At 68.5% G+C, this 13576-nt stretch carries 12 protein-coding genes; 1 reads left to right on the top strand and 11 read right to left on the bottom strand.

Annotated features, from left to right (window positions below; all coding sequences use genetic code 11):
- Nucleotides 1-29: 29 nt before the first annotated feature.
- From ABD017_RS10220 to ABD017_RS10195, 6 genes are all read right to left on the bottom strand, one after another.
- Nucleotides 30-536 (bottom strand): DUF1993 domain-containing protein, encoded by a 507-nt coding sequence (locus tag ABD017_RS10220; RefSeq protein WP_343882653.1) that lies wholly within the window; start codon nucleotides 534-536, stop codon nucleotides 30-32.
- Complete coding sequence (locus tag ABD017_RS10215; RefSeq protein WP_343882652.1) at nucleotides 533-1807, bottom strand: TCR/Tet family MFS transporter; 1275 nt, start codon at nucleotides 1805-1807, stop codon at nucleotides 533-535. Before ABD017_RS10215 ends, ABD017_RS10220 begins: the two co-directional genes overlap by 4 nt.
- Before the next feature lie 109 nt (nucleotides 1808-1916).
- Entirely contained in the window at nucleotides 1917-2312 is a 396-nt protein-coding gene (locus ABD017_RS10210; RefSeq protein ID WP_343882651.1) for an EF-hand domain-containing protein, read from the bottom strand.
- Nucleotides 2312-3514 carry a GGDEF domain-containing protein gene (locus ABD017_RS10205; RefSeq protein WP_343882650.1) on the bottom strand — a complete coding sequence of 401 codons (1203 nt, stop codon included), beginning with the start codon at nucleotides 3512-3514 and terminating at the stop codon, nucleotides 2312-2314. The genes ABD017_RS10210 and ABD017_RS10205 overlap by 1 nt, the downstream gene beginning before the upstream one ends.
- Nucleotides 3515-3583: 69 nt before the next feature.
- Nucleotides 3584-4186, bottom strand: a complete 603-nt coding sequence (gene folE / locus ABD017_RS10200) for a GTP cyclohydrolase I FolE (RefSeq protein ID WP_343882649.1) — start codon at nucleotides 4184-4186, stop codon at nucleotides 3584-3586.
- A 77-nt stretch (nucleotides 4187-4263) separates the two neighbouring features.
- Complete coding sequence (locus tag ABD017_RS10195) at nucleotides 4264-5706, bottom strand: DNA recombination protein RmuC (RefSeq protein WP_343882648.1); 1443 nt, start codon at nucleotides 5704-5706, stop codon at nucleotides 4264-4266.
- Nucleotides 5707-5828: 122 nt separating this feature from the next.
- Between ABD017_RS10195 and ABD017_RS10190 the strand changes: the two genes are divergently transcribed.
- The gene (locus tag ABD017_RS10190) at nucleotides 5829-7022 is read left to right on the top strand and encodes an NAD(P)/FAD-dependent oxidoreductase (protein ID WP_343882647.1); all 1194 of its coding nucleotides are present in this window, start codon (nucleotides 5829-5831) and stop codon (nucleotides 7020-7022) included.
- Between the two features lie 6 nt (nucleotides 7023-7028).
- Here the strand turns inward: ABD017_RS10190 and ABD017_RS10185 are convergent, their stop codons facing one another.
- The 5 genes from ABD017_RS10185 to ABD017_RS10165 form a co-directional block, all read right to left on the bottom strand.
- On the bottom strand, nucleotides 7029-8096 hold the full coding sequence (locus ABD017_RS10185; RefSeq protein WP_343882646.1) for a DNA topoisomerase IB: 1068 nt from the start codon (nucleotides 8094-8096) through the stop codon (nucleotides 7029-7031).
- Nucleotides 8097-8138: 42 nt separating this feature from the next.
- Entirely contained in the window at nucleotides 8139-9308 is a 1170-nt protein-coding gene (locus ABD017_RS10180; RefSeq protein WP_343883088.1) for a class I SAM-dependent rRNA methyltransferase, read from the bottom strand.
- A 41-nt stretch (nucleotides 9309-9349) separates the two neighbouring features.
- Nucleotides 9350-11455, bottom strand: coding sequence for a hybrid sensor histidine kinase/response regulator (locus ABD017_RS10175; RefSeq protein ID WP_343882645.1), 2106 nt, complete (start codon nucleotides 11453-11455; stop codon nucleotides 9350-9352).
- On the bottom strand, nucleotides 11439-12950 hold the full coding sequence (locus ABD017_RS10170) for an ATPase domain-containing protein (RefSeq protein WP_425543713.1): 1512 nt from the start codon (nucleotides 12948-12950) through the stop codon (nucleotides 11439-11441). The genes ABD017_RS10175 and ABD017_RS10170 overlap by 17 nt, the downstream gene beginning before the upstream one ends.
- A gap of 185 nt (nucleotides 12951-13135) precedes the next feature.
- Nucleotides 13136-13573 carry a hypothetical protein gene (locus tag ABD017_RS10165; protein ID WP_343882644.1) on the bottom strand — a complete coding sequence of 146 codons (438 nt, stop codon included), beginning with the start codon at nucleotides 13571-13573 and terminating at the stop codon, nucleotides 13136-13138.
- Between the last annotated feature and the right edge of the window lie 3 nt (nucleotides 13574-13576).

Genomic DNA, 13576 nt, shown 5'->3' with positions numbered 1-13576 from the left:
CCGGCATCGTCGGAGGAGAGGTTGACGCATCACGCCTGGCCGATGAAATCCGTCTTGCCGATCTCGGTGCCCGCTTCGCGCAGGATGTTGTACGCGGTGGTGCAGTGGAAAAACAGGTTCGGGATCACGAAATGCAGCAGATACGTCTGGCCGTCGAAATCCAGCTCGCCGTTGCGCATCTTCAGGTGGATGGCGCGGGTCTCGCTGCCGTCGATCTGCTCGGCGGTGAAGCTCTTGATGTAGTCGGTGGCGCGCGCGATGCGGTCGTACGCCTGCGCCAGCGTGGTCTCGTTGTCCTCGAAGCTTTTCGGTTCCACGCCGGCCAGGCGGGCGATGCCGCGGGTAGCCATGTCGCAGGCGATCTGCACCTGCTTGATCAGCGGCAGCATGTCGACGATCAGCCGCGTCTGCAGCAGGGTTTCGTCGCTGACGCTCTTCGCCTTGGCGTGCGCCTCGCCCTTTTTCAGCACGTGCGTGAGATTGGTCAGGGCGCGGACGAAGACGGGGACGGAAGCCTGGTACATGGACAGGGTCATGGTTGTTCCTGGGGTTGGTGGAGAAGCGGAGCGGTCGCCGCCGGTGGCGGGTGTCGGGTGACGCGCGCAGCGATCACCATGCCCACCAGCATCAATGCGGCCGAAAGCACAAAGGCTACACCGGGCAGATGGATCGAGGCAGACGGCGCGATCGACAGCGCGAAAACCTGCGCGAAGAGATACGGCCCGAAGATGCCCGCGAAACTGCCGAGGCTGCCGATGGCGCCCTGCAGCCGGCCTTGCTCGGACGGGTCGACATGCTGGGTCATGATCGACTGGATCGGCGGCATCGCCAGCCCCCACAGCGCCAGCAGCGGAACGCCGAGCAGGAACATGCTGCCGCTGCCGGCCGCGCCCATCACCAGGAAGGCGCCGATGCCGAACGCCATGCCGGCCAGCAGCACGCGCCGCTCGCCGAAGCGCGGCGCCAGCTTGCCGGTGAGCACCGCCTGCACGAAACCGTCGCAGGCGCCCACCAGCATCAGCACGTAACCCACCGCCTGCGGGCCCCAGCTGTAGCGGTAATCCGCGTACAGCACGAACACGGTCTGCAGCACGTAATGCGCCAGGTAGACCAGAAACAGCACCACCGCCAGCCCGAGCAGTTGGGATTGGCGGCGCAGCAGCTTCAGCGCGCCGAACGGATGCGCGCTGTGCAGTTCGATGCGTGCGGTGCGGCGTTCGGGCGGCAGCGATTCGGGCAGGATGAAGCAGCCGTACAGGAAGTTGCACAGCGCCAGCCCCGCCGCCACCCAGAACGGCAGCCGCAGCGCGATGCCGCCGAGGAAGCCGCCCAGCCCCGGGCCGATGATGAAACCCAACCCGAACGCGCTGCCCAGGATGCCGAACGCGGCCGCGCGTTTCTCCTTCGGCGTGATGTCGGCGATGTAGGCGTTGGCGGTGCTGAAGCTGGCCGCGGTCATGCCCAGCAGGATGCGCGCCACGAACAGCAGCCACAGCGTGGGCGCCAGCGCCAGAATCACGAAATCCACCGCCAGCCCCAGGTTGGAAATGAGGATCACCGGCCGCCGCCCGAACCGGTCCGACAACGCGCCCTGCACCGGCGAAAACACGAACTGCACGATCGCGAACACCGTGCTGAAGATGCCCACCCACCACGCCGCCTTGGCGATGCCGCCGCCGGCCAGCTGCTCGATCAGGTGCGGCAACACCGGAATGATGATGCCGAACGCCAGCATGTCCAGCAGCACGGTGACGTAGATGAAGGCCAGCGCGGCGCGGTGACGTGGGGTGGCGGTCGGCGGGTTCATGGGTTGGGGGAGGGGAAAGAAGCGCACGATAGCGGAATCATGCCGACATGGCGCGGATGCCCCAGCTTGCCGCTCCCACGGGAAAGGAGCGCCATGGCGTCGTCTGCCGCTAACGCGGCGGCTGGGCCAGTTCCTTCGCGCTCAGGGTGCCGTCGCCGTTGCGATCCAGCCGGTGGAACTGCGCCGCCAGGTCGGCCTGGAACGCCGCCAGCGTGCGCGGCGTGTGGCGCGGGCCGGGCGGCAGCTCGCTGGTATCGAGCACGTTGTCGCCGTTGCGGTCCATGCGGCGGAAGCCGGCGCTCAGGTAGTCCACGTATTCCGCCTCGCTGATGCGGCCGTCGCCGTTCGCGTCGATCATCGCCAGGTAGCCGGACGGCGTGGCGGGATAATCGCGCCCGTGGGCAGCGCCGACGCAGCAGAGGGAAAGCAGCAGGATCAGCCGTAGGCGCATCGGCGCATTGGAGCAGTTCGGCCTTGCGCTTGCCAGCGCCAGGGCGTTGGCCATCAGTCGCCGCATTCCGCGACGTCGCGGGCCGGGGCAGGCGGCGTGGCTTCCAGCGTGGCCACCCGATTGCGGCCGGCGTTCTTGGCGGCGTAGAGCGCACGATCGGCGCGGTGGATCAGGGTGGCGGGTTCCGTATCGGTCGCATCGCGTGCGGCGGCGCCGATCGAAACCGTGACGCTCTGCGGTTCGCCATCCAGCACGACCTGGAGGCGGGCCGCCGCCATGCGCAGCCTTTCGGCCAGCACCAACGCGTCGTCGATGCCGGTGTCGGGCAGCAGCACCAGAAACTCCTCGCCACCGACGCGGCCCAGCACGTCGTCCTTGCGCAGGCAGCCGCCGATGCCGCGGGCCAGCGCGGCCAGCATGCGGTCGCCGCCCGCGTGGCCGAAGCGGTCGTTGATCGTCTTGAAATGGTCCACGTCGATCATCAGCACCGCGCCCGAATGCGGCGTGGCGCGCTGGAAAAGCGCCTGCGCCATCTCGTCCAGCGCCAGCCGGTTGAGCGTGCCGGTGAGCGGATCGGTGCGTGCCAGCCGCCGCAATTCGGCCTGCGCCATTTCGTTGTACATCAGCAGGAATCCGACGCTGGCGAACACCGGCTCCATCGCGCTGTAGATCATCTGCGCCACGTTGCCCGGCGTGGCGTCCAGCAGGCCAGGCGCCGGCACGTCGCCGAATACCAGCTCGCCAAGGTGGAAAAACCAGCCCGCGGCCGCGCCCAGCAACACCAGCAGCATCACCCGCTGCGCGCTCGACCCGCCCGGCCGCAGCGCGTGCCGCAGCGGCCACAGCAACAACAGCAGAAAGCCGCCCAGCGACGCGGTGGCGATATACACCCGCATCGGGTAATCCGGCTGCACCTGCGCAAACCACACGATGCCGAGCCAGCCGCCGATGCCGATGGCGGCCAGCAGGCCGCGCCGCGGCGGCACGCCCAGCAGCAGGCGCAACGCGCGCGCCGTCTCGGCGTAGGAAACCATCAAGATGCCGTTGGCCAGCACGATCGAAAACCAGTCGCTGATCTGGCCGCGCGCGCCCATCAGCGCCCAGCCCAGCGCCTGCAACACCAGCACCGTGCCCCAGATGCGCAGGCTCTGGCGCGCCACGCCGGTATAGGCGCGGGTGGCGGCAAGCAGCAGTGGCGCCAGCAGCAAGGCCTGCAGCGCGCCGACCAGGCTCAGGGTGACCAGATCAATGTGCACGGTGGGGGAAGGGTCGGGGCGGCCGTCGCTACGACCGGTGGATCTTCATCGGCCGATGCCGGAAGTTCTTCAGCGATGGCCGCCCTGCAGGCCGATGAACTGCAGGAATTCCATGCGCGTGCGGGCGTCGTCGCGAAACGAGCCCAGCATCTGGCTGGTCACCATCGACACGCCGCGCTTGTGCACGCCGCGGGTGGTCATGCACTCGTGGCTGGCATCGATCACCACCGCCACGCCGGCCGGCTGCAGGGTTTCCTGGATGCAGTGGGCGATTTCCGCGGTGAGCTTTTCCTGCACCTGGAAGCGTCGCGCGAAGCCGTCCACCACGCGCGCCAGCTTGCTGATGCCGACCACCCGGTTGGTCGGCAGGTAACCGACATGGGCGCGGCCGATGATCGGCGCCATGTGGTGCTCGCAATGGCTTTCGAACTCGATGTCGCGCAACACCACCATCTCGTCGTAGCCATCGACTTCCTTGAACGTGCGCTTCAGGAAGTCGGCCGGATCCTCGGCATAGCCGGCGAACCAGTCGCCGTAGGCCTTCACCACCCGCCGGGGGGTGTCGAGCAGGCCTTCGCGCGTGGGGTCTTCGCCGGCCCAGCGCAGCAGCACACGGACGGCATCTTCGGCTTGTTCCTGGCTGACGCCGTGAGGTTTGTGCTGATCGCTCATACGGATGCCTTTGGGGTTGCGGGTCGGGCCAGTTTAACGGTTGCGTCAAGCCCGCGAGGAGATGCGCGGCGGGATGCTCAGGTTCCCGGGTCGTCGCCCTCGTCCAGCACGGGCGCATCGTCGCCCAGCAATTGCTGGGTGACTTCCCCCGGCGCCGTCTCCACGTCGCGCAGCCTGCGCTCGATCGCGCGGGTGCGTATGCCGGTCGCGTCGATCTGATTGCTGGCCTGATCGAGATTCTTTTTTACCTTGTCCAGCACCGCACCGAACTTGCCGAACTCGGTCTTGACCGCGCCGAGCAACTGCCATACCTCGCTGCTGCGCTTCTCGATCGCCAGCGTGCGGAAACCGGCCTTGAGGCTGGTCAGGATCGCTGCCAGCGTGGTTGGCCCGGCGATCGTGATGTGGTGGTCACGCTGCACCGACTCGAACAGCCCGGGCCGACGCAGCACCTCGGCGAACAGTCCCTCGGTGGGCAGGAACAGGATGGCGAAATCCACCGTGTGCGGCGGCACCACATACTTGCTGCGGATGCGCTTGGCCTCGTCGCGCACGCGCCGCTCCAGCGCGTTGGCCGCATCCGTTGCGGCGATGCCATTGGCGCTTTCCTGGGCCTCCTGCAGGCGCTGGTAGTCCTCGAGCGGAAACTTGGCGTCGATCGGCAGCCACAGTGCGGCGCCGTCGGTGCCGTTGGGCATGTGAATGGCGTACTCCACCCGCGCGTCGGTGTCGGGCACCACGGCCACGTTGACGGCGTACTGGTCGGGTGTCAGCAGTTGTTCGAGCAGGGCGCCGAGTTGGGTTTCGCCCAGCACGCCACGCGTCTTCACGTTGGTCAGCACACGCTTCAAGTCACCCACGCCGGTGGCCAGGTTCTGCATTTCGCCCAGGCCGCGCTGCACCGCTTCGAGCCGCTCGGACACCAGCTTGAACGATTGGCCCAGCCGGGTTTCCAGCGTGGCGTGCAGTTTTTCATCGACGGTGGCGCGCATCTGTTCAAGTTTTGCGGCGTTGTCCTGCTGGATCGCGCCGAGCTTGGCTTCCAGCGTGGCGCGCATCTCGCCCATGCGTTTTTCGTTGTCGGCGGTGAGCGCGGCCAGCCGCTGCTGTTGCTGCTCGCCCAGCCGGTTGAGCGTGGCGGCGATTTCCTCGCGGCCCTTGCGGGCGTCGTCGATCAGCCGCTGGGTCAGGGATTGCAGGCCGTTGTCGGTGCGTTCGGTGAGCTGGGTCAGGCGCTGGGCGAAGCTTTCGATGCGCTCGGCCTGCTGTTGCGAGGCGTTGCCGAGCTGTTCGCCCAGATGGCCGCGAAAGCGGTCGAACCCCTGTTGCAGCTCCGCGCGGCCGGCGCGCTGTTCCTCGCGCAGGGTGCGTTCGACGCGGGCGCTGTCGTCCTTGAGGGTGTCGAGTTTCGCGCCCAAGCCAGGGTCGCCGCGGCCGCGCAGCAGGGCTACGACCTGAAGCAGCAGCACGGCGGCGGCCAGCACGACGAGGAGAATCAGCAAAATCTGGTTGAGCGGCATGGAACGTTTTCCCGGGTGGATGCATCCAGTGTACGTCGCGCCGTCTCACCCGCTGCGTCGGGATGTCCCTCCGCCGTTGTCGAAACCAGGCGCATCATGGCTGCGTCAGCCAGGAGAACAGCATGGAATATGTACACGATTACCTGATCATCGGTGGCGGCATGGCGGCCGACGCGGCGGCCAAGGCCATTGCCGAGGTCGAGCGCGGGGCGAACATCGGCATCGTGGGCGATGACGTCTCGCCGCCGTACCAGCGTCCGCCGCTGAGCAAGGCGTTGTGGAAGGGCGACAAGTCGCCCGCCGACATCGACCTGGCCACGGCGCGGAGCGGGGCGGCCCTGCATCTGGGGCGGCACATCGTCTCGCTCGATCGCAAGGCCCGCCTGGCGCGCGACGAACAGGGCGATACCTACCGGTACCGCCGCCTGCTGCTGGCCACCGGCGCCACGCCGCGCAAGCTGGCATTCGATGGCGGCGAGCGGCTGATCCATTTCCGCACCCTGGCCGATTACGAGGCGCTGCGCCGGTATGCGAAGCCCGGCGCACACGTCGCGGTGATCGGCGGCGGTTTCATCGGCAGCGAACTGGCCGCGTCGCTTTGCGGCATCGGCTGCAAGGTGACGATGCTGTTTCCCGGCACGTCGATCGGCGCGGGCCGCTACCCGGAGGGCTTGTGCGCTTTTCTCGATACGTATTACCGCGAGCACGGCGTCGAGCTGCGCGCGGGCACCAAGGTGAGCGGTGGGCGGGAGGTCGACGGCGGCGTGGCGCTGGAACTGTCCGACGGAAGCACGCTGCGCCTGGATGCGGTGGTGGCCGGCATCGGCGCGACGCCGAACACGGCGCTGGCCGAGCAGGCCGGCCTGGCCGTCGACAACGGCATCGTGGTGGATGCGCAGTTGCGCAGCAGCGATGCGGACATCTGGGCCGCCGGCGACGTGGCCAGTTTCCACAGCGTGGCGCTGGACCGGCGCATGCGGGTGGAGCACGAGGATGCCGCCGTCGGCATGGGCCGGCATGCCGGCCGCGCCATGGCCGGAGTCAACGAAGACTACGTCAGCCAGCCGTTCTTCTATTCGGACCTGTTCGACCTGGGTTATGAGGCGGTGGGCGTGCTCGACACCCGGCTGCAGGTGGTCGAGGACTGGCGTGAGCCCAACCGCGAAGGCGTGGTCTATTACCTCGACGGCGGCCGCGTGCGTGGCGTGCTGCTGTGGAACGTGTGGGACCAGGTCGACGCGGCGCGCGCCCTGCTGGCCGCGCCCGGCCCGTTCGATGCGGCGAGCCTGCGCGGGCGGCTGCCGGCCAAGGCTTGACCTGCCTCAGCCGCGCCGGGCACGCCGCAGTTGGCGGCGCAGGTAGCGCAACGTGTGCTGTTCAAGCTGGCGCGGATGCACCGCCACGGTGGGCGTGATGGCGCGCTGCAGGCTGCCGTCCTGCCAGCCCTGCAGGATCAGCGGATGGATGTAGGAGGCGCGGCACACCGCCGGCGTGTTGCCGAGGATCGCCGCCACCTCCTTGACCGCCGCCGCCAGCGTGCTGCGCAGCGCCTGCTCAGCGCCGGTCTGCGGCAGCGGCGTGCGCGCCAGCACCCCGGCCGCGTTCACGGTGCCGCCCCAGGTGCGGAAATCCTTGGCGCTGAAGGTTTCGCCGCAGACCTCGCGCAGGTACTCGTTCACCTCGCCCGAGTCGATCGGCTGCCGCTGGCCGTCGTCGTCCAGGTACTGGAACAGGCGCTGGCCGGGCAGTTGCTGCACGCGGCGCACGATGCGCGCCAGGCGACGGTCGCTCAATTCCACCTCCTGCTCCTGCCCGCTCTTGCCGCGAAAGGCGAAACGCAGGCGGCCGCGTTCGGCGCGTACGTGGCGCGAGCGCAGGGTGGTCAGGCCGAAGCTCTTGTTGTCGCGCGCATAGCCCTCGTTGCCGATGCGGATCAGGGTCTCGTCGAGCAGGCGCACGACCAGGGCCAGCACCTTCTCGCGCGGCAGGCCGGGACGGGCAAGGTCACGCCGCACGCGCCGGCGCAGCGCCGGCAGCGCCGCCCCGAACGCGAGCACGCGGTCGAACTTGCCGTGGTCGCGCAACGTCCGCCATTGCGCGTGGTAGCGGTACTGCTTGCGCTGGCGCGCATCGCGGCCGGTGGCCTGCAGGTGGCCGCGCGGGTTGGCGCAGATCCACACATCCACGTAGGCCGGCGGAATGGCCAGCGCGCGGATGCGTTGCAGGTGTTGCTCGTCGCACACGCAGCGGCCATCGGCGTCGCGATAGCTGAAGCCCTTGCCGCAACGCTGCCGACGGATACCGGGTTGGTCGTCGTGCACGTAGACGAGGCCGGCAGCGCGCACTTCGCGCCGCAGTGCGGGGTCGATGTCATCGGGAGAACTGGCCATGCGCGGATGGTGCGCAAGGCCACGGTCAAGCCGATGTGAGCTTCAATCCACCCGGCAGAACACGGCTTTCAGGTAGCGCCCTTCGGGCACGTCGGTGCGAAACGGATGGTCGGCACCGGCGCCGCGCACCTCCAGCACCTGGATCTGGCGGCCGGCGTTGAGCGCCACCCGGCGCAGCATTTCCAGGAACTCGGCTTCACCGACCAGCCCGGTGCACGAGCAGGTCAGCAGCAATCCGCCGGGCGGGATAACGTCCAGCGCCAGGCGGTTCATCGCGAAATATTTCTTCAGCGCATCCATCACCCGGTTGCGGTCGCGGGTGAGCTTGGCCGGGTCCAGAACCACGGCGTCGTATTGCTCGCCGCGCGCCACGGCAGCACGCACCCAGTCGAAGATGTCCGCCTGCTCGAACGCCACGGCCACGTTGTTGGCCTGCGCGTTCGCGCGGGCCACGTCGAGGATGCCGGCATCCAGGTCCACGCCCACCGCCTCGCGCGCACCGGCCGCCATCGCGTGCACGGCGAAGCCGCCGGCGTTGCAGCACAGGTCGAGCACGCGGCGGCCCTTGGCCAGCTCCGCAAAACGCTTGCGGTTGTCGCGCTGGTCGGCGAAGAAGCCGGTCTTGTGGCCCAGCCCCGGCGCGGCGTGGAAACGCAGGCCGTGCTCGTGCACCTCGAACGGCGCCGGCACCTCGGGGCTGCGGCAGTCGAAGGATTCCTGCTTCTGCACGTGCGACTCGGCGAACCAGTACAGCTGCGCGCCGGGGAAATGGGCCAGCAATGCGGCGTGGATCGTCTCGCGGAAACGCCACATGCCGGCGGCGAAATATTCGATCACCAGCACGTTGGCATAGCGGTCGACGATCAGCCCGGAAAGCCCGTCGCCCTCGCTGTGCACCACGCGCCAGGCGTCGCTCACCTTGTCCAGCTGCAGCCAGTCGCGGCGCAACTGCACGGCGCGGGCGATGCGGGCGGCGATCCAGACCGCATCGACGGGTTCGTCCGGATGCGTTTCCAGCAGCCGCAGCGCGATGCGCGCATGGCCGTTCCAGAACGCCTTGCCGACCGGGCGATCACGCGCATCGTGCACGTCGACCAGGCTGCCGGGCGGCAATTTCTGCCCGGGCTTGTGCACCTGGGCGGACCACACCCAGGGGTGGCCGGGGGCGCGGTCGGATTTGAGGCGGATGATGGGCAAGGCGGGCGTGGACATCCGCGCATGATAGCCGGTCGCCATGGCCGGCCGTTGCAAAGTCACATGGCCTGCACGGCGTGTGCGGGGGTGCCGGCGATCATCTCGTCGATCTTGCCGGCCAGCGCCTCCAGCGAGAACGGTTTCGTCATCATGGCCATGCCGTCGCCGAGAAAATCCTGGCGATGCGCCGCGCTCTCGGCATAACCGGTGAGAAACAGGATCGGCAGGGCAGGGCGATGGCGGCGGGCGATCTCGGCCAGCTGGCGCCCGTTCATGCCGGGCAACCCGACGTCGGAGAGCATCAGGTCGATGGCGCACGGCGAGCTGAGGATCGGCAAGGCGGCGTCGGCGTTGGCTGCCTCGTGCACCTCGTACTGCAGCTCGTTGAGCAGCTCGCGCACCATCATCCGCACCGACGGGTCGTCCTCGATCAGCAGCACGCTCTGGCCCTTGCCCTCGCGCACCGCGCCCGCCGCGGGCGGCTGCTCCAGGCCGGCGGCGTCGTCGTTGGCGGGCAGGTAGAGGGTGACGGTGGTGCCGCGGCCAGGTTCGCTCTGGATGCGCACCTCGCCGCCGGATTGCCGCGCGAAACCGTAGATCATCGACAGGCCCAGACCGGTGCCCTGGCCGATCGGCTTGGTGGTGTAGAACGGCTCGAACACCTTGTCCAGCATGTCGCGGGTCATGCCCACGCCGGTGTCGGTCACGGCGATGGCCACGTAGCGGCCGGCCTGCATGTCGGGCTCGGCGGCAACCCGAGCCTGGTCCAGGTCCGCCATCGACGTCTCCACCGTGAGTTCGCCGCCGTGGGGCATCGCGTCGCGCGCGTTGATGGCCAGGTTGAGCAGGGCGCTTTCCAACTGGTTGCTGTCGGCCACCACCAGACTGAGGTTCTGCCCGGGCACCACGCGCAGGCGGATCGACTCGGTGAGGCTGCGGTGGAGCAAGTCCTCCAGCGAGACCACCAGTGCATTGATGTCGAGCGGCCGCGCGTCCAGCGACTGCTTGCGCGAGAACGCCAGCAGCCGCGCGGTGAGGCTGGCGGCGCGCTGCGCTGACGCGATGGACGCCTCCATGAAACGCTCCACGCCATCGAAACGGCCGCTGTCGATGCGCCGCTTGATCAGGTCCAGCCCGGCGAGCACGCCGGCCAGCATGTTGTTGAAGTCGTGGGCGATGCCGCCGGTGAGCTGCCCCACCGCTTCCATTTTCTGGCTTTGTCGCAGCGCCGCTTCCACTTCGCTGCGGCTGGCCATTTCCGCTTCCAGTGCGGCGGTGCGCGCGGCTACCAGTTGTTCCAGCTCCTCGCGCGAACGCGCCAGCACTTCACGCGCCTCGACCAGGTCCTGGATTTCGGTGCAGGTGCCGAACCAGCGCACGATGCGTCCGTCATCACCGCGCTGCGGCTGCGCGCGGCCCAGCACCCAGCGGTAGCTGCCGGTGTGGTGGCGCAGGCGGTATTCGATCTCGTACGGTTCGCCGGTCGCCAGCGAGGCTTGCCACCGCTTTTTCGACGGTTCGCGGTCGTCGGGGTGCACGGCGTTCCAACCGTTGCCTTCCGTGGTGTCTGGCGCCAGGCCGGTGAATTCATACCAGCGGTCGTTGTAGTAATCGTTGTGTCCGTCGGGCAGGGTGGTCCAGATCATCTGGTCGACGGAATTGGTGATGGCCTTGAAGCGCCGGTCGCTCTCGCGCAGTTCGACCAGGCGATCGCGCATCTCGAATTGCTTGCGGCGCAGCCGCAACGCCGAGGCCACCGCGCTGGTGAGCGAGCGCTTGCCGATCGGCCGCTCCAGGATCACGCAGTTGGTGGTCAGCTCCAGAAACTGCAGGCGCGTCGCCTCGGCACGGCCGCTGCGCCGGCTGGAGGCCGCGATCAGCAGCACGAACGGCACGTCCGACCATGGCGGTTGCCGGTCGAGGGCGTCGTTCAAGGCCGCCATGTTGCCCGCCAGCGCTTCCTGCGTGAGCAGCACGGCACCCGTCCGCGCGTCGATCCGTGCGCCAAGCTCGCGCAGGTCGGCGCAGATCACCGCTTCATGGCCGGCCTGTTCCAGCAGCTTCGCCACGCTTTGCGCATCGCGGCCGAACGGCGCGACGATCAGCACGCATCGCCCCTCCGGCCGCTGCGCCTTGGCGGCGTCCAGGTCAGGCGCGATGGCCATCGTCACGGTTCTCCAGCAAGGGCGATACCGCGCCAACGTATTCGGGCGTGCCGGTAAGCACACCCTTGAATTCGGACAGCGGATCGCCCACGCGCAGCCCCCGGGAGTCGATGCGCAACTCGCGGATGCAGTCTTCGTGCTTGCCGCTGCGGTTCTTCAACACCGAGATGGCCTTGCGGATGCGCCCCCCCGCTTCGAAAAACCGCAGCAGCAGTACCGTGTCGGCGATGTACGAGAGATTGAGCTCGCTGGACATGTTGCCGAGCAGGCCGCTCTGCGGGTTGAGCAGGAAGGTCACCACGCCCTGTTGGCTCAGGTAGGACAGCAGCTCGTGCATCTGCAGCATCAAATGCTGCTCCTGTGGCATCGCCGCCAGGTAGCCGTTGAGACTGTCGATCACGATCATCTGCGCGTGGCGTTCGGCCACCTGCTGGCGCACCCGCCACGAGAATTCGCCCGGCGGCAGTTCGGCCGGGTCGATCTGCTCGATCACCAGCAGCCCGTCCGCGACGTGCTTGTCCAGATCCAGGTTGAACGCCCTGGCCCGCGCCATCAGCGTGCCGATGCGCTCGTCGAATTCGTAGATGGTGCAGCGTTCGCCGCGACGGCAGGCCGCGTCGACGTACTGAAGGGCGACCGTGGTCTTGCCCGCGCCCGCCGGCCCGGTGACCAGCGTGCAGGTGCCGCGCAGCGGGCCACCGCCCAGCAGGTGGTCGAGCGCGTCCACGCCGCTGGGCGTGGGCGTGCCATCGAAGGCACGGTGATGCGAGGCGGCGATCAGGCGCGGCCAGATCTCCAGCCCGCCCTTGCGGATCGCCAGGTCGTGATAGCCGGCCACGAAATCGACGCCACGCAATTTCTGCACCTGCATTCGCCGGCGCGCCGCGCCGAAATCCAGGGTCAGCCGCTCCAGCGTGATCACGCCGTGGCAGAGGCTGTGCAGGTGCGCGTCCGTGCCGTTCTCGCCGCCGGTCATGTCGTCGACCAGGAGCACGGTGGCGTTGCGCCTGCCAAAAAAGCGCTTCAACGCCAGCACCTGGCGGCGGTAGCGCAGGGAGTCCTGGGCCAGCAGGCGCATTTCCGACAGGCTGTCGAACACGATCCGCGCCGGCTTCACGCGCTCCACCTCGCGCTGGAGCAGCTGGATGGTCTCGTCCAGCTCCAGCTCCCACGGGTGCAGGATCGACTGCTCGGTGCCGCCGCCCAGCACGTCGGCGGCCGACTCCAGCTCGAACACGTCGAAGGTCTCGATGTCCCATCCGTGCGATGCGGCCACCACCGCCAGCTCGTCGTAGGTTTCCGACAAGGTGATGTACAGCGCCCGCTCGCCGCGGCGTACGCCCTCGAGCAGGAATTGCAGCGCCAGCGTGGTCTTGCCCGAGCCGGGGGCGCCTTCGAGCAGGTACAGCCGGTGGGCCGGCAACCCGCCGCCCAGAATCGCATCCAGGCCGGCATTTCCGGTGGAAACCACCGGTGAAGGTGAAAGAGGGGTCAAGGTTTCGCTCCGAATGGTCAAGCCCTCGTTTGCCCAGGGATTTCGCCCGGCACGCTAAGCCAACGGCGACTGGCGCGAAAGCGTACCCGAGCCGCTTGTGACGATATGTGAAATCCCGAGGGCGGCGGGCGTGGCCCGAACCCGTCGTTCGCCAACGGTGAAGCGGCCGCCGGGCCTGCCGCCGGCTAGCGCAACCGCAGCACCAGCCACGAGCCCAGCGCCAGCAGGTTCACGCCCAGCCGCGAGACCGCCGGCCCCGCCAGCGCCAGCGCGAAATGCTCGGTGCCCGCATCCCAATGGAAACGAAGCCGGGGGCTGGCCTGCACGGTGGCAAACAGGTGGGCGAACGCGCCGCTGTGCAGCGCATAGCTGAACACCGGCGTGGCGATCAGCGGCAGTTGCAGCAACTGCGCCCAGCGCGAGAGCCGCACGCCTTGTTCGCTGCCTTCCAGCAGCAGCACGCCGGCCACCAGCACGAAGCCGAACACGGCCAGGCCGATCAGCGCCAGCACGCTGTCCACGGTGGCGCCCAAGGGCAGCAGGCGCCTGGTCATCGCCACCGCGCCGTACAGGCCGCCGGCGATTTCCAGGATGCCGATCAGGCGGAACAGAAAAGTGCGCACGCT

The sequence above is a fragment of the Rhodanobacter caeni genome (assembly GCF_039523575.1).
Taxonomy (GTDB): Bacteria; Pseudomonadota; Gammaproteobacteria; order Xanthomonadales; family Rhodanobacteraceae; genus Rhodanobacter; species Rhodanobacter caeni.
The sequence above is the reverse complement of the archived record's forward strand: the minus strand, read 5'-3'. Positions and strand labels throughout refer to the sequence as shown.